We start from the raw sequence: 26871 nt of genomic DNA on the forward strand, positions 1-26871 counted from the left end.
CACTGATGTCCGACGACAAGAAGCTGCTCGACTACCTCAGGCGCGCCACCGCCGACCTCGGTGACGCCCGGAGGCAGCTGCGCGAGGCCGAGCAGGCCCGCCACGAACCGATCGCCATCGTCTCCATGGCCTGCCGCTACCCCGGCGGCGCCGACACGCCCGAACTGCTGTGGGACCTGGTCGCCCGGGGCGCCGACGCGATCTCCGCCTGGCCGGTCAACCGCGGCTGGGACCTGGAGGGCCTCTACGACCCGGACCCCGAGCGGCCCGGCACCTCCTACACCCGCAACGGCGGCTTCCTGCATGACGCCGCCGAGTTCGACGCCGAGTTCTTCGGCATCTCGCCGCGCGAGGCCCTGTCGATGGACCCGCAGCAGCGGCTGGCCCTGGAGACCGCCTGGGAGGCGGTCGAGCGGGCCGCGATCGACCCCCGCGCGCTGCGGCGCACCGGCACCGGCGTCTTCCTCGGGGCGATCGGCAACGGCTACGGCGCGGGCTCGCGCCACCTCCCCGAGGTCCAGGGCCTGCTGGACACCGGAACCGCGAGCAGCGTGGTCTCCGGCCGGATCGCCTACACCCTGGGCCTGGAAGGCCCCGCGGTGACCGTGGACACGGCCTGCTCCTCCTCGCTGGTCGCCCTGCACCTGGCGATCCGCGCCCTGCGGGCGGGCGACTGCACGCTCGCCCTGGCCGGCGGTGTGTCGGTGATGGCGACCCCCGACCCGTTCGTGGCGTTCAGCCGCCAGCGCGCGCTGTCGGCGGACGGCCGCTGCAAGGCGTTCTCGGCGGACGCGGACGGCACCGGCTGGTCCGAGGGAGCGGGCATTCTGCTGCTGGAGCGGCTGTCGGACGCCCGCCGCAACGGGCACCCGGTGCTGGCCGTGGTGCGCGGTTCGGCGGCGAACCAGGACGGCGCGAGCAACGGCCTGACGGCGCCCAGCGGCCCGTCGCAGCAGCGGGTGATCCGGGCGGCGCTGGCGGACGCGGGGCTGACGGCGTCCGAGGTGGACGTGGTGGAGGCGCACGGTACGGGGACGCGCTTGGGCGACCCGATCGAGGCGCAGGCCCTACTGGCCACCTACGGCCAGGGGCGGCCCGCCGAACGGCCGCTCCGGCTGGGCTCGTTGAAGTCCAACCTCGGCCACACCTCGGCCGCGGCCGGCGTGGGCGGCGTCATCAAGATGGTGCTGGCGATCGGGCACGGCGAACTGCCCAGGACGCTGCACGCGGACCGGCCGACCCCCATGGTCGACTGGTCGTCGGGCGCCGTGGAAGTCCTCTCCGAGGCCCGCGCCTGGGACGACACGGAACGCCCGCGCCGGGCCGGCGTGTCCGCCTTCGGCGTCAGCGGCACCAACGCCCACCTGATCCTCGAACAGGCCCCGGCGGAGGAAGCCGAACCGGCGGCCGAAACCGTGGCCGACGGCGACCCGCACCCGCTGCCCTGGGTGCTGTCGGGCCGCACCGACGAGGCGCTGCGCGCCCAGGCGGCCCGGCTGCTGGCCCACCTGGGCGCCACCCCCGGACCCCTGCGGGCCGCCGAAACCGGCCGCGCCCTCGCCCTCACGCGCACCGCCTTCGAACGGCGGGCCGTCGTGGTGGGCACCGACCCGGATCAGCTGCTCGACGGCGTGAAGGCGCTGGTGGAGGACCGCTCGGTGCCGGGCCTGGTGCGGGGCGACGGTGTGTCCTCCGGCCGTTCGGTGCTGGTGTTCCCGGGTCAGGGTTCGCAGTGGGTCGGGATGGCGGTGGAGCTGCTGGGCGAGTCGGAGGTGTTCGCCGGGCGGATGGCGGAGTGTGAGCGGGCGCTGGCGCCGTATGTCGACTGGTCGTTGGTGGAGGCGCTCGGCTCGGAGGCTCTGCTGGCGCGGGTGGATGTGGTGCAGCCGGTGCTGTGGGCGGTGATGGTGTCGCTCGCGGAGGTCTGGCGTTCGTTCGGCGTGGTTCCCGACGCCGTGGTGGGCCACTCGCAGGGCGAGATCGCCGCCGCGGTGGTGGCGGGTGGTCTGAGTCTGGAGGACGGGGCGCGGGTGGTCGCGCTGCGTTCCCTGGCGATCCGCGCGTTGGCGGGCCGGGGCGGGATGGCTTCGCTTCCGTTGCCGGTGGACGTGGTCCGGGAGCGCATCGCTCCGGGCCGGTTGTCGGTGGCGGCGGTGAACGGGCCGTTGTCGACGGTGGTGTCGGGTGACGCGGACGCGGTCGGCGCGCTGGTGGAGGAGCTGGTGGGGGAGGGGGTGCGGGCGCGTCTGATCGAGGTGGACTACGCGTCGCACTCCGCACATGTGGAGGAGATCCGCGAGCAGCTGCTGGCCGATCTGGAGGGGATCGCTCCTGCCTCGGGCGAGGTGCCGTTCTTCTCGACGGTGACGGGCAGCTGGCTGGACACGAAGTCCCTGGACACCGAGTACTGGTACCGCAACCTCCGGGAGACCGTCGAGTTCGGCAAGGCCACCGAGGTGCTGCTGGAGGAGGGCTTCCGGTTCTTCGTCGAGTCCAGCCCGCACCCCGTGCTCACCTTCGGTGTCCAGCAGACCGCCGACGCGGCCGACACCGCCGGCTCCGCGCAGGGCCCCGCCGTGGTCGTGGGCACGCTGCGGCGCGGGGAGAGCGGCCTCGACCGCTTCCTGACGTCCCTGGGAGAGGCCCACGTCGGCGGCCTGCTGCCCGACTGGGAGCGGGTGTTCGCCGGACACCGCCCCGGCCGGGTGGAACTGCCCACCTACGCCTTCCAGCGCCGCCCGTACTGGCTGGAGGACACCGCCACCGCGGCGGGCGGTCCGTCCGCGGCGGGCGACGACTTCTGGGAGGCCCTCGGCGGTGGTGACCTGGACCGGTTCACCACCGCTCTCGGGGTGGCGGCCGAGGACCCGCTGAATGTGGTGCTGCCCGCGCTCGCCACCTGGCGCACCGAGCGCACCGAACGTTCGGTGGTCGACTCCTGGCGCTACCGGGTGACCTGGCGGGCCCTGCCCGAGGGCCCGGCGGTCGCACTGGACGGCAGCTGGCTGGTGCTGTCCTCGGACGGCCAGTCCGAGGACGGGGCGCACCGGTCGGAGGCGACCGTCCACGCCATGGAGCAGGCCGGGGCCTCGGTGGTCTACGTACGGATCACCGAGGCGGCGGCCGACCGCGCCGTGCTGGCCGACCGGATACGCGAGGCCCTCGACACGCTGCCGGGACCGGTGGCGGGAGTGCTGTCGCTGCTGGGCCTCGACGAGCGCCCGCACCCGGCGCACCCCGCCGTCCCGCTGGGCACCGCGCTCAACCTGGCCCTGGTGCAGGCCCTCGGCGACGCCGGGATCGGTGCGCCCCTGTGGTGGGCGACCCGGGGCGCGGTGTCGGTCGGGGGCACGGACACCGGGAGCGGGGTCAGCGCCGCGCAGAACCTGCTGTGGGGCCTGGGCCGGGTCGCCGCGCTGGAGTTCCCGCAGCGCTGGGGCGGTCTGGTCGACCTCCCGGAGGTCCTGGACCCGGACACCGCCCAGCGGTTGTGCCGGGTACTGGCAGGCCGGGCCGGGGACGAGGACCAGGTGGCCGTCCGGGCCACCGGCTGCCACGGCCGGCGGCTGGTCCGGTCCGCCCTGGGCGACGCCGCGCCGCGGCGGAGCTGGCGGCCCGGGGGCACCGTGCTGATCACCGGCGGCACCGGCGGGATCGGCGCGCAGATCGCGCGCTGGCTGGCCCGGCGGGGAGCCGGGCACCTGGTGCTGGTCAGCCGGCGCGGCGCGGACGCGCCGGGTGCGCCGGAGCTCGCCGAGGAACTGGCCGCGCTCGGTACCCGGGTCACCCTGGCCTCGTGCGACGTCGCCGACCTGGACGCCCTGCGCACGCTGAAGGACGGCCTCGAACAGGACGGCCACCGGCTGAGCACCGTCTTCCACGCCGCTGGGGCCGGGCTGCTGGTGCCACTGCCCGACACCGACGCGGACGAGTTCGCCGACACCCTGCACGCCAAGGTCGGCGGGGCCCGGAACCTGGACCTGCTCTTCGACCGGGACACCCTCGACGCGTTCGTGCTGTTCTCCTCCATCTCCGGGGTGTGGGGCAGCGCCGTCCACGGCGCCTACGCCGCCGCCAACGCCTACCTCGACGGCCTCGCCGAGGACCGCCGGAGCCGCGGCCTCGCCGCGACCTCCGTGGTGTGGGGGATCTGGAGCCCCGAGGACGGGGCCGGCGGGATGGCGGCCGAACTGGCGGAGGAGACCCTGCGCGGCCACGGTGTGCTCTTCATGCCGCCCGCGGTCGCGATCACCGGGCTCCAGCAGGTCCTGGACCACGACGAGACGGTGGTCGTGGTCGCCGACATCGACTGGGACCGCTTCGCGACGGTCTTCACCTCGGCCCGCCCCAGCCCGCTGATCGGGGAACTCCCCGAGGTGCGCGCCGCGCTGGCCGCCGAACCCGAGACCGGCGAGGCCGGCGCCGGGGCGGCCCCCTCGGCGCTGCGCGACCGGCTGGCGCCGCTCCCGGCGGCCGAGCGGACCCGCGTGCTGGTCGACCTGGTCCGGACCCACGCGGCCGCCGTCCTCGGCCACGACTCGCCGGACGCGATCGCCCCCGGCCGCGCCTTCCGCGAGCTGGGCTTCGACTCCCTGACCGCCGTGGACATGCGCAACCGGCTGAACGCCGCCACCGGCCTGCGGCTCCCGGTCACCGTCGTCTTCGACTACTCGTCGGCGACCGCCCTCGCCGGACGCCTGGAGACCGGACTGCTGGGCGCCGCCGGGGAGCCCGACACCGTCCGGCAGCCCCCGACGGCGGCACCCGCCGCCGACGACGACCCCATCGTGATCGTCGCCATGAGCTGCCGCTACCCCGGCGGCGTCCGCACCCCCGAGGACCTGTGGCGCCTGGTCGCGGACGGACGCGACGCCGTCTCCGGGCTGCCGTCCGACCGGGGCTGGGACCTCGACGCGCTGTACGACGCGGACCCCGACCGGCCCGGACGGAGCTACGCCGCCGCGGGCGGATTCGTCAGGGACGCGGACCGCTTCGACCCCGGGTTCTTCGGGATCTCCCCGCGCGAGGCCCTCGCCATGGACCCGCAGCAGCGCCTGCTGCTCGAAGCCTCCTGGGAGGCGATCGAGCGCGCCGGCATCGACCCGTCCACCCTGCGCGGCACCCCGACCGGCGTCTTCGCCGGCGCCTCCTACCAGGGCTACGGCGGCAACCTGCGCGACGTCCCCGAGGAACTCGAGGGTCTGTTCATCGCGGGCATCTCCACCAGCGTCCTGTCCGGGCGGGTCGCCTACCAACTCGGCCTCCAGGGGCCCGCCGTGACCGTGGACACGGCCTGCTCCTCGTCACTGGTGGCGGTCCACCTCGCCGCGCAGTCGCTGCGCTCGGGCGAGTGCGCGCTGGCCCTCGCGGGCGGCGCCACGGTGATGGGCACGCCGCTGTCGTTCACCGGCTTCAGCCGGCAGCGCGGCCTCGCCGAGGACGGGCGCTGCAAGTCCTTCGCCGCCTCGGCGGACGGCTTCGGCATGGCCGAGGGCGTGGGCCTGCTGCTCCTGGAACGCCTCTCCGACGCCCGCCGCAACGGCCACCCGGTACTCGCGGTGCTGCGCGGCTCCGCGATCAACCAGGACGGCGCGAGCAACGGCCTGACCGCACCCAGTGGCCTGGCCCAGCAGCGGGTGATCCGCGACGCGCTGGCGAACGCCCGGCTGACGGCCGCCGACGTGGACGCCGTCGAGGCGCACGGCACCGGCACCCGGCTGGGCGACCCGATCGAGGCCGACGCGCTGCTCGCCACCTACGGCCAGGACCGGCCGGCCGACCGGCCGGTGTGGCTCGGGTCGCTGAAGTCGAACATCGGGCACACCCAGGCCGCCGCCGGCGTCGGCGGCATCATCAAGATGGTGCTGGCCATGGGGCACGGCGAACTGCCGCGCACCCTGCACATCGACGCGCCGACCCCGAACGTCGACTGGACGGCGGGCGCCGTCGCCCTGCTGACCGAGGCCACCCCCTGGCCGGAGACCGGCCGGCCGCGCCGCGCCGGAGTGTCCTCGTTCGGCCTGAGCGGCACCAACGCCCACGTCGTCATCGAACAGCCGCCCGCCGAGCCCGCGTCCGCCGAGCCCGCGCCCGCCGAGCCCGCGTCCGCCGAGCCCGCGTCCGCCGAGCTCGTGCCCTCGTCGTCCGCTGTCCCGTGGGTCCTGTCCGGGCGGACCGCCGAGGCGGTGAAGGACCAGGCGGAGCGGCTGCACGCGTACCTGACGGAGCGGCCGGAGCTGCCGTCCGCCGACGTCGGCTACTCCCTGGCCACCACCAGGACCGCCTTCGAGCACCGCGCGGCCGTCGTCGGCGGCGACCGGGAGACCCTGCTGGGCGGCCTGGCCGCGCTGGCCGCGGGAGAGCGCGCACCCGGCCTGGTCCGGGGCACCGTCGCCCGGTCGGCCAGGACCGTCTTCGTCTTCCCCGGCCAGGGATCCCAGTGGGCCGGCATGGCCCGGGAACTGCTCGACCACGCCCCGGCCTTCGCCGACCGCGTCGCGGCCTGCGAACGCGCCCTCGCCCCGTACCTGGACTGGTCGCTGCTCGCCGTCCTGCGCGACGAGCCGGACGCGCCCCCGCTGGACCGGGTGGACGTGGTGCAGCCGGTGCTGTGGGCGGTGATGGTGTCGCTGGCCGAGCTGTGGCGGGCGCACGGGATCGTCCCCGACGCCGTGGTCGGCCACTCCCAGGGCGAGATCGCCGCCGCCTGCGTGGCGGGTGGTCTGAGCCTCGAGGACGGGGCCCGGATCGTCGCCCTGCGCAGCCGGGCCCTGCTGGCCCTGACCGGACGCGGCGGCATGCTGTTCGTGCCGCAGCCGGTCGAAGCCGTGCGCGAGGCACTGTCCGCCCACGACGGGGCACTCGACGTCGCCGCGGTCAACGGGCCGACGTCGGTGACGGTCTCCGGCGACCCGGCGGCCCTGGAACGCCTCCGTGAGCAGTACGCCGAGGCGGGCGTCCTGGCCTGGCCGGTCCCCGGCGTGGACTTCGCCGGACACTCGCCCCAGGTGGAGGAGCTCCGCGAGGAACTGCTCGCCCTCCTCGACGGCACCGCGCCGCAGACCTCCGCCGTCCCGTTCTACTCGACGGTCACCGGCGGCCCCGTGGACACCCTCGGCCTGGACGCCGCGTACTGGTACGAGAACCTGCGCCGGCCGGTGGAGTTCGGCCGGGCGCTCGACGCGCTCGTCGCGGACGGGCACCACACCTTCGTCGAGTGCAGCACCCACCCCGCGCTGACCGTCTGGATCCAGGAGGCCGTCGAGGCCGCCGGGGTCGGCGACGGCGCCGTCGTCGGCACCCTGCGCCGCACCGAGGGCGGCCCCGGCCGCTTCCTCGCCGCGCTCGCCGAGGTCCAGGTCCGCGGACTGCCGGTGGACTGGGACGCGGTGTTCGCCGAAACCGGCGCGCGCAGGCGGCCCCTGCCCACCTACGCCTTCCAGCAGCAGCGCTACTGGCTGGACGCCATCCCCGGCCGTCCCGCCGACGCCGCGACCGGCACTGTCGCCGCGACCGGCACCGGCCCGGCCGACTCCGGCTTCTGGGCGGCCGTCGACCACGGCGACCTGGACGCCCTCGCCACCACCCTGCGGGTCGAGGACGGGGAACTGCGGGCCTCCCTCGCCTCCCTGGTGCCCACCCTCGCCGAGTGGGCGCGCGGCCGGGCCGACGACCGGACCGCCGACAGCTGGCGCTACCGGGTCACCTGGAAGCCCCTGCCCGCACCCGAGCCGCCCCGGCTCACCGGCAGCTGGCTCCTCGTCGCCCCGGCCGGCGCCGCCGCCGACCCGGCCGTCGCGTTCGCCGCGGACGCCCTGCGCGGACACGGCGCCACCCCCGTCCTGGTCGAGGCGGGCCCCGACGCGACCGACCGGACCCGGTTCGCCGCACTGCTCCGCGACGCCCACGACCGCGCCGACGGGCCGCCCGCCGGAATCCTGTCGCTGCTCGCCCTGGACGAGGAACCGCACGGCGACGGATCGGCGCTCCCCCTCGGCCTCACCCTGACCGTCGCGCTCCTCCAGGCCCTCGGCGACCTCGGCACCGACGCCCCGCTCTGGAGCGCCACCCGGGGCGCGGTCTCGGTCGGCCGCTCCGACCGGATCGACAGCACCCTCCAGGCCCTCGCCTGGGGCCTCGGCGGGGTCGCCGGTGTCGAATACCCGCAGCGCTGGGCCGGCCTGATCGACCTGCCGCGACGGCTCGACGACCGGGCCGCGACCCGGCTCGCCGAAGCCCTGACCAACCCCGACGGCGAGGACCAGCTGGCGGTGCGCGCCACCGGCCTCTACGCCCGCAGGGTCGTCCACGCCGGACTCGGCGACACCGCCCCCGCACGCGACTGGACACCCGAGGGCACGGTCCTGATCACCGGCGGCACCGGCGGCCTCGGCGCCCAGATCGCCCGCTGGCTCGCCCGCACCGGCACCGCGCACCTGCTGCTCACCAGCCGGCGCGGCGCCCAGGCCCCGGGAGCCGACGCCCTGCTCGCCGAACTGCGCGGACTCGGCGCCGACGCCACCGCCGTGGCCTGCGACGTCGCCGACCACGACGCACTGGCGGAACTCCTCGCCGGCATCCCGGCCGAGCGCCCGCTGCGCGCCGTCCTGCACACCGCGGGCGTCCTCGACGACGGGGTCATCGACTCGATCACCCCCGAACGCGCCGCCGGCGTCCTGCGCCCCAAGCTCGACGGCGCACGCAACCTCGACGCGCTCACCCGCGGACTCGACCTGACCGCCTTCGTGCTGTTCTCCTCGCTGGCCGGCACCCTCGGCGGCACCGGCCAGGGCAGCTACGCCGCCGCCAACGCCTACCTCGACGCCCTGGCCCGGCAGCGCCGCGACCTCGGACTGCCCGGCACCTCGGTGGCCTGGGGCCTGTGGGGCGGCGAGAGCCTCGCCTCCGGAGCGGTCGCCGAACGGCTGATCCGCGACGGCCTGCCCGCCATGGACCCCGCCACCGCCACCACCGCGCTGCGCCAGGCCCTCGACCACGACGACACGGCCGTCCTCGTCGCCGACTTCGCCTGGGACCGCTTCACCCGGGCGTACACCGCGCTCCGGCCCAGCGCCGCCCTCGGCGACCTGCCCGAGGTTCGGGACGCGCTCGCCGCCGCGGCCGGGTCCCGGGGCACGGCCGACGGCGCCGAGCCGCCGGCCCTGCGGCTGGCCGCCCTGCCCCCGGCGGAACGCGACCGGGCCCTGCTGGACCTGGTCCGCCGCGAGGTCGCCGCCGTGCTCGGCCACCCCGGGCCCGAGGCGGTCGGACCCGACCAGGCGTTCAAGGACATCGGCTTCGACTCGCTGACCGCCGTCGAACTGCGCAACCGGCTCGCGGCGGCCACCGGCCTGCGCCTGTCGGTGACCCTGGCCTTCGACTACCCCACGGCCACCACCCTGGCCGGACACCTGCGCGCCGAACTGCCGGGAGCGCCCGCCACCGAGGCGCCCGACGCCGCCGGGCAGCCGCCCGCGGCCGCCGCGGTGCCCGAGGACGAGGCGATCGCCGTGGTCGGCATGAGCTGCCGCTACCCCGGCGGGGTCAGCACCCCCGAGGAGCTGTGGGAGCTCGTCGCGTCCGGAGGGGACGCGATCACCGGCTTCCCCACCGGACGGGGCTGGGACCTGGACGGCCTCTACGACCCGGACCCGGACCGGGTCGGCAGCACCTACGCGCGGGAGGGCGGCTTCCTGCACGACGCGGACCGCTTCGACCCGGCCTTCTTCGGGATCTCCCCGCGCGAGGCGCTGACCATCGATCCCCAGCAGCGGCTGCTGCTCGAACTCTCCTGGGAGGCGTTCGAGCGGGCCGGCATCGACCCGCTCTCCCTCAAGGGCAGCGCGAGCGGCGTCTTCGTCGGCTGCAGCCACCACGACTACGGGTCGCGCGTCACCGAGCCCTCCGAGGAGTTCGAGGGCTACCTCGGCATCGGCAGCGCGGGCAGCGTGGCGTCCGGGCGGATCTCCTACAGCCTCGGCCTCGAAGGGCCCGCGGTGACCGTCGACACGGCGTGCTCCTCCTCGCTGGTCGCGGTCCACCTCGCGGCCCAGTCGCTGCGGGCCGGCGAATGCTCGCTGGCGCTGGCCGGCGGCGTGACCGTGATGTCGACCCCGGGCGCGTTCGTGGAGTTCAGCCGGCAGCGGGTGCTCGCCGAGGACGGCCGCTGCAAGCCGTTCGCCGCCGCCGCCGACGGCACCTCCTGGGCCGAGGGCGCCGGACTGCTCGTCCTGGAACGCCTCTCGGACGCCCGGCGCAACGGCCACCCCGTGCTCGCCATCGTCCGCGGCTCCGCCGTCAACCAGGACGGCGCCAGCAACGGCCTGACCGCCCCCAACGGGCCCTCCCAGCAGCGGGTCATCCGGGCGGCCCTCGCCGACGCCGGACTGACCGCCGCCGAGGTCGACGCGGTGGAGGCGCACGGCACCGGAACCAAGCTCGGCGACCCGATCGAGGCGCAGGCGCTGCTGGCCACGTACGGCCGGGAACGCGGCGAGCGGGAGCCGCTGTGGCTCGGGTCGCTGAAGTCGAACATCGGGCACAGCCAGGCCGCCGCCGGAGTCGCCGGCATCATCAAGATGGTGCAGGCCATGCGGCACGGGACACTGCCGCGCACCCTGCACGTCGACGAGCCGACCCCGCACGTCGACTGGTCGGCCGGCGCGGTCCGGCTGCTCACCGACGACACCCCGTGGCCGGAGACCGGCCGCCCCCGGCGGGCCGCGGTGTCCTCGTTCGGGGTCAGCGGCACCAACGCCCACACCATCCTCGAACAGCCCACCGAACCGGCCCCGGCGTCCACCGCTGAGGTGGCTGCCGCCCCCGCCCTGCCCTGGCTGCTCTCCGGCCGCAGCGCGGACGCGTTGCGCGAGCAGGCGGCCCGGCTGCTCCGGCACGTCGAGCAGGACCCGGACCTCGCCGTCGCGGACCTGGGCCGCTCCCTGGCGCTGCACCGCAGCGCCTTCGAACACCGGGCGGCCCTCACCGGCACGGACCGGCAGGCCCTGCTCCAGGGGCTCGCCGCCCTCGCCGCCGGCGAGCCGTCGGCGGACCTGGTGCGCGGGATCACCGGCCCGGCCGCGAAGACCGCCTTCCTGTTCCCCGGCCAGGGCAGCCAGCGCACCGGCATGGGCGCCGGACTGTACGCGCGGTTCCCGGTCTTCGCCGACGCCTTCGACGCGGTCTGCGCGGAGCTCGACCCGCTGCTCGACCGCCCGCTGCGGGAGGTGATCGACGCGGCCCCCGGCGACCCCGGCCACGGCCTGCTGGACCGCACCGAGTACGCCCAGCCCGCCCTGTTCGCCCTCGGCGTCGCCCTGTTCCGGCTCGTCGAGCACTGGGGCGTGCGCCCCGACCGGCTGCTCGGCCACTCCGTGGGAGAGCTGGCCGCCGCCCACGTCGCCGGGGTGTTCACGCTGCCCGACGCCGCGGCGCTGGTGGTCGCGCGGGGACGGCTGATGCAGGCCCTCCCGGCGGGCGGCGCGATGGTCGCCCTCGCCGCCGCGGAGGAGGAGGTGCTGCCGCTGCTCGCCGGCCGCGAGGGCCAGGTCGGCCTCGCCGCGGTCAACGGCCCGGCCTCGACCGTGGTCTCCGGCGACGCGGCGGTGGTGGACGAGATCGCCGCCCAGCTCGCCGCGCGCGGCCGCAAGACCCGGCGGCTGCGGGTCTCCCACGCCTTCCACTCGCCCCTCATGGAGCCGATGCTCGCCGAGTTCCGCGAGGTCGTCGCCCGGATCGTCCCGGGGGAGGCCGCCATCCCGGTGATCTCCGACCTGACGGGCGGGCCGGCCACCGCCGAGCAGCTCGGCTCGCCGGACTACTGGGTGCAGCACGTGCGCGGCACCGTCCGCTTCCAGGACGGCGTGCGCCACCTGGAACGCGACGGCGTCACCGCGTTCCTCGAACTCGGACCCGACGGCGCGCTCACCGCGATGGGCCAGGACTGCCTGACCGGCGCCACCGGCAGCCCGGTGCTGGTGCCCCTGCTGCGCAAGGACCGGCCCGAAGCGCCCGCGGCGACGGCCGCCCTGGCCCGGCTGCACGTCACGGGCGTCCCCGTGGACTGGGACGTCGTCCACGCCGTCCAGTCCGGCGGCCCGGCCGGCTCCGCCGTCGACCTGCCGACCTACGCCTTCCAGCGCGGCAGCTACTGGCTGCAGGCCGGCCCGGCCGCGGCCGGACTGCCCGCCGCCGGACTGCAGGCGGTCGACCACCCGCTGCTCGGCGCCGGAACGGAGCTCGCCGACTCCGACGGCTTCCTCTTCACCGCCAGGTTCTCGGTCCGCAGCCACCCCTGGCTGGCCGACCACGGCGTCTACGAGGGCGTGCTGTTCCCCGCCACCGCGTTCCTGGAACTCGCGGTCCGCGCGGGCGACCAGGTCGGCTGCGACCAGGTCGAGGAACTGACCCTGGAGGCACCGCTGGTGCTCCCGCCGGGCGGAGCCGTCGCACTCCAGCTCACCGTCGGCAGCCCGGACGCCGCCGGCACCCGCCCGCTGAGCGTCCACGCCCGGGCCGCCGACGACGGCCCCGACGCCCCCTGGACCCGGCACGCGAGCGGCCTGCTCAGCGCCGCCGGAGCCGCGGACCCGGCCGACCCGGCGGATCCCGAGGCCTGGCCGCCGGCCGGAGCCGTCCCCCTCGACACGGAGGGCCTGTACGACCGCTTCGCGGGCGGCGGGTTCGCCTACGGCCCCGCGTTCCAGGGCCTGCGCGCGGCCTGGCGGCTCGGCGACGAGGTGTACGCCCTCGCGAGCCTGCCGCAGGAGCAGCGGCCGGACGCCGCCGCGTTCGGCCTGCACCCGGCCCTGCTGGACGCCGCCCTGCACTCACTGGTGTTCGACGTCCTGGAGGGGCCCGCGCAGGGCTGGCTGCCGTTCTCCTGGAACGGGGTGCGCCTGCACGCCTCCGGGGCCGCCGAACTCCGGCTGCGGCTGACCCCGACCGGCCGCGACGCCGTCGCCGTACGGGCGACCGACGCCACCGGCCGGCCGGTGCTCTCGGCCCGCTCCCTCGTCCTGCGGCCCGTCTCGCCCGACCGCTTCAAGGCCACCCGCGCCGGACACCACGAGGAACTGTTCCGCCCCGAGTGGCAGGCCTTGCCCGAGCGCGCCGCGGGCACCGCCCTCGACCCGGAGTCCTGGACCGTGCTCGGCACCGGGACGCCCACGCTCCCCGGCCGCCCGGTCGCCGACCTCGCCGCGCTGTCCGCACTGCTCGACGCGGGCACCCCGGCGCCCCGGCTGGTCCTGGCGGCCTGCCCGCCCGCCCCGGCCGGCGCCCTCCGCGACGCGGTCCACGACGGCCTCCGCACGGTCCTCGCGCTGCTGCGTGACTGGCTGGCCGAGGAGCGCCTGACCGGCTCCAAGCTGGTCCTGGTCACCGCGGGCGCCGTCCCGGTGACCGACGACGACGCACCGGACCCGGCCCTGGCCGCGCTCTGGGGCCTGGTCCGCTCGGCGCAGACCGAGAACCCCGACCGCTTCGTCCTGCTGGACCTGGACGACCCGGAGACCCCGCCCGCCCTGCTCGCCGAAGCCCTCGCGTCCGGGGAACCCCAGCTCGCGATCCGGGCCGGAGCCGTCCACGTCGCCCGGCTGGCCCGGGTACCGCTGGCCGCCACCGGGCGCACCCCCGGCTGGGACGGCGAAGGAACCGTCCTGATCACCGGCGGCACCGGCGCCATCGGCGCCCACGTCGCCCGCCACCTGGTTGCCGAACACGGCGTCCGGCACCTGCTGCTGACCAGCCGCAGCGGCCCCGCCGCCGACGGCGCGGCGGAACTCCTCGCCGAACTCGCCGCCCTCGGCGCGCACGCCGAGATCGCCGCCTGCGACGCCGCCGACCGCGAAGCCCTCGCGGCCCTGCTGGCCGGCCTGCCCCCCGCGCACCCGCTGACCGGGGTGGTGCACGCCGCAGGCGTCCTGGCCGACGGGGTCGTCGCCACCATGACGCCCGAACAGCTGGACCAGGTCCTGCGCCCCAAGGTGGACGCGGCGATCAACCTGCACGAACTCACCGCCGGCCTGGAGCTGACCGAGTTCGTCCTGTTCTCGTCCATCGCCGGCATCTTCGGCGGCATGGGCCAGGGCAACTACGCCGCCGCCAACGCCTTCCTCGACGCCCTGGCCCACCGGCGCCGCGCCGACGGGCTGCCCGGCCGCTCCCTCGCCTGGGGCCTGTGGGCCAACAGCACCGGGATGACCGGCGGACTCACCGAGGCCGACCTGCGACGGATCGCCCGGGGCGGGATCGTCGCCTTCGACCCGGCCCAGGGACTGGCGCTCTTCGACACGGCCGGCACCCTCGACGAGCCGGTCGTCCTCCCGCTGCGGCTCGACACCGCGGCCGTCCGCGCCCAGGCCGGCACCGGCGGCGTCCCCGCCCTGCTGCGCGGCCTGGTGCGCCCCGCCGCCCGGCGCGGCACCGCGGGCCCCGCGGCCGGCACCGGCCCCGACGGGCCCGAGGCCCTGAAGCAGCGCCTCGGCTCCCTCAACGAGACCCAGCGCGGCCGGGTCCTGCTCGACCTGGTCCGCTCGCACGCCGCCCTGGTGCTCGGCCACAGCGGCCCGGCCGCGGTCGAGCCCGGACGCGGCCTGCTGGAGGTCGGCTTCGACTCGCTGACCGCCGTGGAACTGCGCAACCGGCTGCGCGCCGCCACCGGCTACCCCCTGCCGGCCACGCTGCTCTTCGACCACCCGACCCCGGCCGCGATCGCCGCACTCCTCGCCGCCGAACTGCTCCCCGACGCCGGACCCGGCCCACTCCCCGGCCTGGCCGAACTGGACCGCCTGGCGGACGCCCTCGACGGCGTCCCCGACGACCCGGCCGACCGCGAACGGCTCGCCGACCGGCTCCGGGAGTTCCTGCGCCGCCTCGACCCGGCCGCCACCCCGGCCGACGGCGACGGCACGGCCGCCGCCTCCATCGAGGACCGGATGGACGGCGCCAGCGACGACGAACTCTTCGACCTCATCGACAACGAACTCGGCCTGTCATGACACCGACCCGACACCCGAACCAGGACGGCGGCCCCCGATGGTGAACGACGACAAGCTGAGGGACTACCTCAAGCGCGTGACGGCGGACCTGCACCACACCCGCCGACGCCTGACCGAGGCCGAGGAAGCGAGCCGCGAACCGATCGCGGTCGTCGCGATGAGCTGCCGCTACCCCGGCGGCGTACGGTCCCCCGAGGACCTGTGGCGCCTGGTCACCGACGGCACCGACGCCATCACCGGCTTCCCCGCCGACCGGGGCTGGGACCTCGACCACCTCGACGACCCGGAACAGCTGCGCGAAGGCACCAGCCACACCTCCCTGGGCGGCTTCCTCGACGAGGTCGGGCACTTCGACCCCGGCTTCTTCGGGATCTCCCCACGTGAAGCGCTCGCCATGGACCCGCAGCAGCGGCTCCTCCTGGAGACCACCTGGGAGGCGTTCGAACGGGCCGGCATCGACCCCGCGACCCTGCGGGGCAGCAGGACCGGCGTCTTCGCCGGAGTGATGTACCAGGACTACGCGGTACGGCTGCGCCACGTCCCCGACGACGTGGCCGGCTACATCGGCAACGGCAGCTCCGACAGCGTCGCCTCGGGCCGCGTCGCCTACACCTTCGGCCTGGAGGGCCCGGCGGTCAGCATCGACACCGCCTGCTCCTCCTCGCTGGTCGCCATCCACCTCGCCGCCCAGGCCCTGCGGGCCGGCGACTGCACCCTGGCCCTGGCCGGCGGCGCGATGGTCATGTCGACACCCGTCCCGTTCGTCGAGATGAGCCGCCAGGGCGGCCTGGCCCGCGACGGCCGCTGCAAGTCCTTCTCCGCCGCCGCCGACGGCACCGGCTGGGGCGAGGGCGTCGGCATGCTCCTGCTCGAGCGCCTCTCCGACGCCCGCCGGGGCGGCCACCCGGTGCTCGCCCTGATCCGCGGCACCGCCGTCAACCAGGACGGCGCCAGCAGCCGGCTCACAGCCCCCAACGGCCCCGCCCAGCAGCGCGTCATCCGGCACGCCCTCGCCAACGCCGGACTCACCCCCGCCGACGTGGACGTGGTCGAGGCGCACGGCACCGGCACCCCGCTGGGCGACCCGATCGAGGCCCAGGCCCTGCTGGCCACCTACGGGCAGGACCGCGCGGACGGGCAACCGCTGCTGCTCGGCTCGCTGAAGTCGAACATCGGGCACACCCAGGCGGCGGCCGGCGTCGGCGGCGTCATCAAGACCGTCCTCGCCATGCGGCACGGCACTGTCCCGCCCACCCTGCACGCGCAGGACCCGTCCCCGCAGATCGACTGGGCCGCGGGCGCGGTACGCCTGGTCACCGCGAACACCCCCTGGCCCGAGACCGGACGGCCGCGCCGGGCCGCGGTCTCCTCCTTCGGCGTCAGCGGCACCAACGGACACGTCGTCCTGGAACAGGCGGACGAGCCCGTCCTGGAGCAGGCCGCCGAACCGGCCGCCCCCGCCGTCCTCCCCTGGGTGCTCTCCGGACGCACCGCCCAAGCGCTGCGCGCCCAGGCCGCACGACTCCGCGACCACCTCGACGCCCACCCCGGACCCGGCCCGGCCGAGGTCGGCCACGCCCTCGCGACGACCCGCGCCGCGCACGAGCACCGGGCGGTCCTGATCGGCACCCGACCCGACGAGTTCCGGGCCGGCCTCGACGCCCTGGCAGCCGGCCTCGACGCCCCCGGCCTGGTCCTCGGCACCGCCGGAACCGGCGGCGAAGTCGCCCTGGTGTTCCCCGGACAGGGATCCCAGTGGGCCGGAATGGCCGTCGAACTCCTCGACTCCGCCCCCGCCTTCGCCGCCCGCATCGCGGACTGCGAACGCGCCCTGGCCCCCTTCGTCGACTGGTCGCTGGAAGCCGTCCTGCGCGGCGCCCCCGGCACCCCGCCGGCCGAGCGCGTCGACGTGGTGCAGCCGGCGCTGTGGGCCGTCATGGTCTCCCTCGCCGAACTCTGGCGCGCCCACGGCATCACCCCCGGCGCCGTCATCGGCCACTCCCAGGGCGAGATCGCGGCGGCCGTGGTGGCGGGAGCGCTGAGCCTGGAGGACGGGGCGAAGGTCGTCGCCCTGCGCAGCCGGGCGATCCGCGCGCTGTCCGGCCGCGGTGGCATGGCCTCGGTGGCCCTGCCCGCCGCACAGGTCGCCGGACACCTCGCCCCCTGGGACGGCCGGCTCTCCGTCGCCGCCGTCAACGGACCCGAATCCACCGTGGTCTCCGGCGACACCGACGCGCTCGACGCGTTCCTCGACCGGACGGCGGCCCTGGGCGTCCGCAGCCGGCGCATCCCCGTCGACTACGCCTCGCACAGCGTCCACGTCGAGGACCTCCGCACCGAACTGCTCGCCCGGCTCGACGGACTGACCCCCCGCCCCGCCGCCGTCCCCTTGTACTCCACCCTCACCGGCGGCCTGCTCGAGGACACCACCGTCCTGGACGCCGACTACTGGTACCGCAACCTCCGCGGGACCGTCCTGTTCGAGCAGGCGACCCGCGCCCTGCTCGCCGACGGCTACCAGGTCCTCCTGGAGAGCAGCCCGCACCCCGTCCTCACCGTCGGCGTCCTGGAGACCGCCGAGGACGCGGGCGCCGACGCCACCGCCGTGGGCACCCTGCGCCGCGATGACGGCGGCCCGCGCCGGTTCACCGAGTCGCTGGCCGAACTCCACCTGCGCGGAGTCTCCCCGGACTGGGACGCCGTCTTCGCCGGCCGCCGCCCCGGCCGGGTCGAACTGCCCACCTACGCCTTCCAGCGCGACCCGTACTGGCTCGAGGACGGCGCCGCACCCGCCGCCGACGTCGGCTCCGCCGGACTGACTCCCGCGGACCACCCGCTGCTGGGCGCCGTCGTGGTCCTCGCCGACAGCGACGGCCTGCTCCTCACCGGCCGCCTGTCGGCCCGCACCCACCCGTGGCTCGCCGACCACGCCGTCGGCGGCCGGGCCCTGCTCCCGGGCACCGCCTTCCTGGAACTCGCGCTCCAGGCCGGAGCCCGCGTCGGCTGCCCCCGGGTCGAGGAACTCACCCTTCAGGCCCCCCTGGTGCTGCCCGAACACGGCGGCACCGTGCTGCGCCTCACCGTCGGCGCCCCCGACACCCGGGGCCACCGCCCGCTCAGCCTGCACTCCCGGCCGGACGCACCCGCCGACGGCGACCTCGACGAGGAGTGGACCAAGCACGCCGAAGGCCTCCTGGCCGAGGACGGGGCGGACGACGCCGCCGGGCCGATGCCCTGGCCGCCGCCCGGCGCCGAACCCCTCGCCCTCGACGGGCTGTACGACCGCTTCGCGGCGGGCGGATTCGCCTACGGCCCCGCCTTCCAGGGCCTGCGCGCGGCCTGGCGGCGCGGCGACGAACTGTTCGCCGAAGCCGTCGTGCCCGCCGGGCCGGTCGGGACCGCACCCGACGCCGCCCGCTTCGGCCTGCACCCGGCGCTGCTGGACGCGGCCCTGCACGCCACCGGCGTCCCCGGCACCCCCGGCGCGGACGCCCACCCCGAGGGACGGCTGCCGTTCTCCTGGAACGGCGTGACCCTGCACGCCACCGGCGCCGGGGCGATCCGGGTCCGGCTCACCCCCGCCGGACCCGACGCGGTGGCGCTCGCCGTCGCCGACGCGACCGGCGCCCCCGTGGCGACCGTGGACGCGCTGGTCCTGCGACCCGCCGGCACCGCCGCCCTCGGCGCCGACCCCACCCCCCGGGGCCGCCACCACCAGGACCTCTACGCGACGGAGTGGGTCACCGCACCCCCGCGCGGCAGCGGCGCACCCGTCCACCGCACCGCGGACCTGGCCACGCTGCTGGCCGCCGTCGACGCCGGAGCCCCGGTGCCCGAAACGGTCCTGCTCGTCCGCGCCGAGCCCGAGCCCGCGGCCGACCCGGCCGCGGCGGTCCGCGCGGCCGTCCACCAGGCCCTCGCCGACGTCCGGACCTGGCTCGCCGACGACCGCTTCGCCGACTCGCGCCTGGTGTTCGCCACCCGCGGCGCGGTCGCCGCCCGCGAGGGCGAGGACGTCCGCAACCCCGCGCACAGCGCGCTCTGGGGCCTGGTCCGCTCGGCCGGCTCCGAACACCCCGGGCGCTTCGCCCTGCTCGACCTCGACGCCCACGACGAACACGGCACCGCCGCGGCCGTCGCCGCCGCCCTCGCCTCGGGAGAACCGCAGGCCGCGGTCCGCGGCGACGAGGTCCGCGTCCCCCGACTGGCCCGGGTCCCCTCGGACGGTGCGGCCGGGCCGCACCGGGCCTTCGACCCGGACGGCACGGTCCTCGTCACCGGCGGCACCGGCCTGCTCGGCTCCCACGTCGCCCGCCGCCTGGTCACCGGGCACGGCGTCCGGCACCTGCTGCTGCTCTCCCGCAGCGGCCCGGCCGCCGCCGGAGCCCAGGAACTGCGGGACGAACTCGCCGCGCTGGGCGCCGAGACCGCCATCGTCGCCTGCGACGCCGCCGACCGGGCCGCCCTGGCCGCCGTCCTCGCGGACCTGCCGCCCGCACACCCGCTGACCGCCGTGGTCCACACCGCCGGCGCCCTCGACGACGGCGTCGTCACCGCACTCACCCCCGAGCGGGTGGACGCCGTGCTGCGCCCCAAGGTCGACGGCGCCCTCCACCTGCACGAACTGACCCGCGACCTCGACCTCACGCACTTCGTGCTCTTCTCCTCGGCCGCGGGCACCTTCGGCGGTCCCGGACAGGCCAACTACGCCGCCGCCAACGCCTTCCTCGACGCCCTGGCCGTCCGGCGCCGGGCGGCGGGGCTGGCCGGCCAGTCCCTGGCCTGGACCCTGTGGGAGCAGCCCAGCGCCCTCACCGGACACCTGGGCGAGGACGAGGTACGACGCCTCGCCCGGTCCGGGATGCCGCCGCTCTCCACCGAGCGGGGACTCGCACTCTTCGACACCGCCCTCACCGTGGACCGGGCCGCCCTGGTCCCGATGCGCCTCGACGCCGCTGCTCTGCGCTCCGCGGCGGCGGACGGCACCCTGCCGCCGCTGCTGCGCGGCCTGGTGCGCACACCGCCGCGCAAGGCCGCCGCGGCCACCGCGGCGGAGGCCGACGACAACGCCCTGCGCCTGCGCCTCGCGGCCCTCGACGGCACCGGACGGACCCGGCTGCTCGTCGAACTCGTCCGCACCCACGCGGCGGCCGTCCTCGGCCACGCCACCCCGGACACCCTCGACGCCGGACGAGCGTTCCGTGAACTGGGATTCGACTCGCTCGCCTCGGTGCAACTGCGCAACCGCCTGAACGCCGCCACCGGCCTGCGGCTCCCCGCCAGCCTGGTGTTCGACCACCCCACCCCGGCCGCGCTCGCGGCCTTCCTGCGCGCCGGACTCACCGACACGGCCCCGGCCGCCACGCCCGCCGTACCTGCTGTGCCCGCCGGCCGGGACCGGGACGCGGACGACGACCTGATCGCGATCGTCTCCGCGGCCTGCCGCCTCCCCGGCGGCGTCAGCTCTCCCGAGGAGCTGTGGCGGATGCTGGCCGAGGGCCGCGACGGCATCTCCGAATTCCCCACCGACCGGGGCTGGAACCCCGACGCGCTCTACGACCCCGACCCCGACCGCGTCGGCACCTCCATCACCCGGCACGGCGGCTTCCTGCACGACGCCGCCGACTTCGATGCCGAGTTCTTCGGCATCTCGCCGCGCGAGGCCCTCGCCATGGACCCGCAGCAGCGGCTGCTGCTGGAGACCACCTGGGAGCTCTTCGAGCGCGCGGCCATCGACCCGTCCACCCTGCGCGGCGCCGCGGTCGGCACGTACGTCGGCCTGATGCAGCAGGACTACGCCGCCCGGCTGCTGCCCTACATCCCCGAGGACGTCGAGGGATTCCTCGGCACCGGAAACTCGGGAAGCATCGTCTCCGGACGCCTGGCCTACTTCTTCGGCCTGGAAGGCCCCGCGGTCACCATCGACACGGCCTGCTCGTCCTCGCTGGTGGCCCTGCACCTCGCGGTCCGGGCGCTGCGCTCCGGCGAGTGCTCGCTGGCCCTGGCCGGCGGCGTCAACGTGATGTGCAGCCCCGAACTGTTCGTCGAGTTCAGCCGGCAGGGCGGACTCGCCCCCGACGGCCGCTGCAAGTCCTTCGCGGCGGCCGCCGACGGGACCGCCTTCGGCGAAGGCACCGGCATGCTGCTGCTGGAGCGGTTGTCGGACGCGCGGCGTCTCGGGCATCCGGTGCTGGCGGTGGTGCGCGGTTCGGCGGTGAACCAGGACGGTGCGAGCAACGGTCTGACGGCGCCGAACGGTCCGTCGCAGCAGCGGGTGATCCGGGCGGCGCTGGCGGACGCGGGGCTGATGGCCTCGGACGTGGACGTGGTGGAGGCGCACGGTACGGGGACGCGCTTGGGCGACCCGATCGAGGCGCAGGCCCTGCTGGCCACCTACGGACAGGGGCGGCCGGCCGACCGGCCGGTGTGGATCGGCTCGCTGAAGTCCAACATCGGCCACGCCTCGGCAGCCGCCGGTGTCGCGGGCGTCATCAAGTCGGTGCTCGCGCTGCGGCACGGCGTGATGCCCAAGACCCTGCACGTGGACGGCCCCACACCCGAGGTGGACTGGTCGGCCGGTGCCGGACGGTTGCTGACGGAGGCCCGGGAGTGGGACGACACGGGACGCCCGCGCCGGGCGGGCGTGTCCTCCTTCGGCGTCAGTGGCACCAACGCCCACGTCATCCTCGAACAGGCCCCGGCCGACCCGACGGCTTCCGCTGACACGCTCGTCGGCGAGCCCGGGACACCGGAGACCGTCCCCCTGCTCCTCTCGGCGCGCACCCCCGAGGCGCTGCACGCCCAGGCCGCAGCGCTGGCGGCCCGGATCGCAGACGGATCGGGCGTTCGCGCCGCGGACGTGGCCTTCTCCCTCGCCACCGGCCGCAGCGCGCTGGGACACCGCGCGGTGCTGGTGGGTACCGAGGACAACCTTGCCGAGCACCTGACCGCGCTGGCGCAGGGCGCCGCGGTGTCCGGCGGCGGGCTGGTTTCCGGTCGGGTGGCGCTGGTGTTCCCGGGTCAGGGTTCGCAGTGGATCGGGATGGCGGTGGAGCTGCTGGCCGGGTCGGAGGTGTTCGCCGGGCGGATGGCGGAGTGCGAGCGGGCTCTGGCGCCGTATGTCGACTGGTCGTTGGCGGAGGCGCTCGGCTCGGAGTCCCTGCTGGCGCGCGTTGACGTGGTGCAGCCGGTGCTGTGGGCGGTGATGGTGTCGCTGGCGGAGGTCTGGCGTTCGTTCGGTGTGGTTCCGGACGCGGTGGTGGGCCACTCGCAGGGTGAGATCGCGGCCGCCGTGGTGGCGGGTGGTCTGAGTCTGGAGGACGGGGCGCGGGTGGTCGCGCTGCGTTCCCTGGCGATCCGCGCGTTGGCGGGGCGTGGCGGTATGGCGTCGGTGCCGTTGCCGGTGGACGTGGTGCGGGAGCGGATCGCGGGCCGGTTGTCGGTGGCGGCGGTGAACGGTCCGTCGTCGACGGTGGTGTCGGGCGATGCGGACGCGGTTGCGGCGGTGGTGGAGGAGCTGGTGGGGGAGGGGGTGCGGGCGCGTCTGATCGAGGTCGATTACGCGTCGCACTCCGCGCACGTGGAGGAGATCCGCGAGCGGCTGCTTGCCGACCTGGACGGGATCGTGCCGGTTTCGGGCGGTGTGCCGTTCTTCTCGACGGTGACGGGCAGTTGGCTGGACACGAAGTCCCTGGACACCGAGTACTGGTACCGCAACCTCCGGGAGACCGTCGAGTTCGGCAAGGCCACCGAGGCGTTGCTGGGGGAGGGCTTCCGGTTCTTCGTCGAGTCCAGTCCGCACGCGGTGCTGGGCGTGGCGGTGGGGGAGTCGGTGGAGGCCGCGGGCGCGGATGCCGTGGTGCTGGGGACCTTGCGTCGCGGGGAGGGCGGCCCGGCGCAGGTGCTGCGCTCGGTGGGCCGTGCGTGGGAGCGCGGGCTGGAGGTGGACTGGTCGGGGGCGTTCCCGGGAGCGCGCCGCGTCGAACTGCCGACGTACGCCTTCCAGCGCACGCGCTACTGGCTCGACGTGCCGACCACGAGCCAGGACGTCGCCTCGGCCGGTCTCGCCACGACCGGGCACCCGCTGCTCGGTGCGGCGATGCAGGTCGCGGACTCCGGTGAGCTGCTGCTCAGCGGCCGGATCTCGCTGCACACCCACCCCTGGCTCGCCGACCACGCCGTGTCGGGCGTCGTGCTCCTCCCCGGTACGGCCTTCCTCGAACTCGCGCTGCGCGCCGGGGCGGAGGCGGGCTGCCCGGTGGTCGAGGAGCTCACCCTCGGATCGGCTCTGGTGCTCCCGGACGAGGAGGCCACCCATCTGCAGCTCCGGGTCGCCGGGCCCGACGACGACGGCCGGCGGAGGCTCAGCGTGTTCGCCCGGACGGCACGGGACGCCGACGCGTCCTGGACCGAGCACGCCACCGGCACCCTGGCACCCGGGGACCCGGCCGGAACCGCGGCCGGCCTGCTGAGCTGGCCGCCGTCCGGTGCCGAACCCGTGGACACCGGCGACCTCTACGAGCGCTTCGCCGAGGCCGGCTACCACTACGGGCCCGCCTTCCGCGGCATCCGGGCCGCGTGGCTCCGCGGCGGCGAGGTGTTCGCCGAGGTGGTGCTGCCGGAGCAGCAGCACGCCGACGCCGCCGGATGCGTGCTGCACCCCGCGCTGCTGGACGCGGCCCTGCAGACCGCCGCGCTGCTGCCCGACCAGGACGGCGGGGCCCGGCTGCCCTTCAGCTGGACCGGTGTGACCAGCGGGATCACCGGGGCCACCATGCTGCGCGTGCGGCTCGCCGCCGACGCGCCGGACTCGGTGAGCCTGCACGCCCACGACCTGTCCGGGCGCCAGGTGATCGGCGTCGAGGGCCTGCTGCTGCGGCCGCCGGCCGCGGGCGGGCCGCTCGCCGGGAGTGCTCACGCCGACCTGCTGTACCGCCTCGACTGGACCCCGGCGACCGACCCGGCCGACGGCGCCGTGCCGACCTGGGCCGCCCTCGGCGGCGCCGTCCCCGGTGCCGCCGTGTCCTGGCCGGACCTCGACACCCTGGGCGCCGCCCTCGAAGCGGGCGCCGCACTCCCCGAGGTGATCGTGGCGGCCGTCGCCACCGCCGAGCTGCCCGACCCCGCCGACCGGGTCCGCGCCACCGCGCACCAGGGCCTCGCGCTCGTGCAGCAGTGGCTGGCCGACGAGCGGTTCGCCGCGGCCAGGCTGGCCCTGCTCACCAGGGACGCGGTCCGCACCGGACCGGTCGACCGTCCCGTCGATCCCGCCCAGGCCGCGCTGTGGGGCCTGGTGCGCAGCGCGCGGGCCGAACACCCCGGGCGCTTCGTCCTCGTCGACGCGGCCAAGGCCGCCGAGCCGGCGGACGCCCTGCCCGGGGCGCTCGCCGCCGGGGAACCCGAGCTGGCGTTGCGGACCGGCCCGCCGCTGCTGCCGCGGCTGGTCCGCGGCGGACGGCCGGACGGCACGCTGTCGCTGCCGGACGGCGCCGCCTGGCGGCTCACCAGCGACGGCCAGGGCTCGCCGGAGGACATCGTGGCGGAGCCCGCTCCCGCGGCCCTCGCCCCGCTGGGCCGGGGCGAGGTGCGGATCGCGGTGCGCGCCGCCGGGCTGAACTTCCACGACGTCATCGCCGCGCTCGGCCTGGACCCCGACCCCGAACACCAGGGCCTGGGCAGCGAGGGCGCCGGCACCGTCATCGAGGTGGGCCCGGGCGTGGACGACCTGGCGCCCGGGGACCGCGTGATGGGGATCTTCCCAGGCGCGTTCGGCCCGACCGCCGTAGCCGACCGCCGCACCGTCGCCCGGATACCGGCGGGCTGGTCCTTCGCCCGCGCCGCATCCGTGCCGGTGGTGTACCTCACCGCCTACTACGGCCTGTTCGACCTCGGCGGACTGGCGTCCGGGGAGTCGGTCCTGGTCCACGCCGCGGCCGGCGGGGTCGGCACGGCGGCGGTGCAACTCGCCCGGCACGCCGGTGCGCGGGTGTTCGCGACGGCCTCCCCCGCCAAGTGGGACGCCCTGCGGGCCGGCGGACTGGACGACGGGCACATCGCCTCGTCCCGCACCACCGACTTCGCCGAGACCTTCCTGACGGCCACCGGCGGGCGCGGCGTCGACCTCGTGCTCGACAGCCTGGCGCGGGAGTTCGTCGACGCCGGTCTGCGGCTGCTGCCGAACGGCGGCCGGTTCGTGGAGATGGGCAAGACCGACGTCCGCGACCCCGAGGCGGTCGCCCGGCAGCACCCTGGGGTGCGCTACCGGGCGTTCGACCTGATGGAGGCCGGTCCGCAGCGCATCGGCGAGATGCTCGCCGAGATCCTGGACCTGTTCGAGCGGGGGGTGCTGCGTCCCCTGCCCGTCACCGGCTGGGACGTCCGGCAGGCCCCGGCCGCGCTGCGCTCGCTCAGCCAGGCCCGGGGCGTCGGCAAGAACGTCCTGTTGCTGCCCGCTGCGCCGGACCCCGAGGGGACCGTTCTGGTCACCGGGGCCACCGGCACCCTGGGACGGCTGCTGGCCCGGCACGTGGTCGTCGCGCACGGCACCCGGCACCTGCTGCTGGCGGGCCGCCGGGGCGGGTCCGCCGACGGAATGCCGGAGCTGGTGCGGGAGTTGACCGGGCTCGGCGCGTCGGTGACCGTCGCGGCCTGCGACGTCGCCGACCGGGACGCGCTCGCCGCCCTGCTCGGGTCGGTGCCCGCCGCGCATCCGCTGACCGCCGTCGTCCACGCGGCCGGCGTCCTGGACGACGCCACGATCGCCGGGCTGACCCCGGACCGGCTCGACCGCGTCCTGCGGCCCAAGGCGGACGCGGCGCTGGCCCTGCACGAACTCACCCGGGACCTCGACCTCACGCACTTCGTGCTCTTCTCCTCGGGCGCCGCCCAGTTCGGCGCGGCCGGGCAGGCGAACTACGCCGCCGCCAACGCCGTCCTCGACGCCCTCGCCGCCGAACGCCGGGTCGAGGGGCTGCCCGGCCTGTCCATCGGCTGGGGCCTGTGGGAGGAACGCAGCGAGATGACCGCGGCGGTCACCTCGGGCCGGGGTGCCGGGGCGGGCGCGCTGACCTCGGCGGAGGGCCTCGCCCTGTTCGACGCGGCGCTGCACTCCCCGTACGCCTACCGGCTCGCGGCCAGGATCGCCCCGTCCGTGCTGCGGGCGGACGACCGGCTGCCCGCCGTGCTCCGCGGCCTGGTCCGCCCCGCCCGGAGCGGCGCCGCCCCGGCGCAGGCGCCGACCCGCTCGATGGCGGCGCAGCTCGCCGAGCTGCCCGAGGCCGAGCTGCACCGGACCCTGCTCGACCTGGTGCGCGGCACCGCCGCCGCGGTGCTCGGCCACAGTTCGCCGAACCTGATCCGCCCGGCCCGCCCGTTCAAGGACGTCGGCTTCGACTCCCTCACCGGCGTCGAACTGCGCAACCGGCTGGCGTCCTCGACCGGGCTGCGGCTGCCGGCCGCGCTCGTCTTCGACCACCCCACCCCGGAGGCACTCGCCCGCCACCTCGCCGAGCGGGCCGGCGCCGCCCGTCCGACCGGCGACGCGGCGGTCCGGGCCGGCCTCGACGCCCTGGAGACCCTGCTCGACGCCCTGCCGCCGGACGGCGTCAGCGAGAAACTCGCCGCCCGGATCCGGGACGTGCTGTCCCGCCCGCTGCCCGGCGGGGCACCGGCCGCCGCCCGCCCCGCGGGCGACCCGGACGACCTGGACGATCTGGCTCCCGACCTGATCGAGGCGGCCAGCGACGACGAGATGTTCGAGTACCTCGACCGGCAGCTGGGGTCCGCATGACCAGGGCACCGGCCCGCGCGCCCAGCGTCCCCCGCATCCCCCGCATCCCCCGCGTCCTTCGGGACGAGACCCGAGCAGCCCGAG

The 26871-nt window shown here is 76.4% G+C and carries 2 protein-coding genes; both read left to right on the forward strand.

Annotation, left to right across the window (positions count from 1 at the left end; all coding sequences use genetic code 11):
- Positions 1-5 precede the first annotated feature (5 nt).
- On the forward strand, positions 6-14999 hold the full coding sequence (locus ACFYS8_RS16690) for a type I polyketide synthase (protein WP_387641597.1): 14994 nt from the start codon (positions 6-8) through the stop codon (positions 14997-14999).
- A 37-nt stretch (positions 15000-15036) separates the two neighbouring features.
- Positions 15037-26787 carry an SDR family NAD(P)-dependent oxidoreductase gene (locus ACFYS8_RS16695; protein ID WP_387641600.1) on the forward strand — a complete coding sequence of 3917 codons (11751 nt, stop codon included), beginning with the start codon at positions 15037-15039 and terminating at the stop codon, positions 26785-26787.
- The last annotated feature ends 84 nt before the right edge of the window (positions 26788-26871 follow it).

Origin of the sequence: Kitasatospora sp. NPDC004615 (assembly GCF_042873545.1) — a bacterium.
GTDB lineage: Bacteria > Actinomycetota > Actinomycetes > Streptomycetales > Streptomycetaceae > Kitasatospora.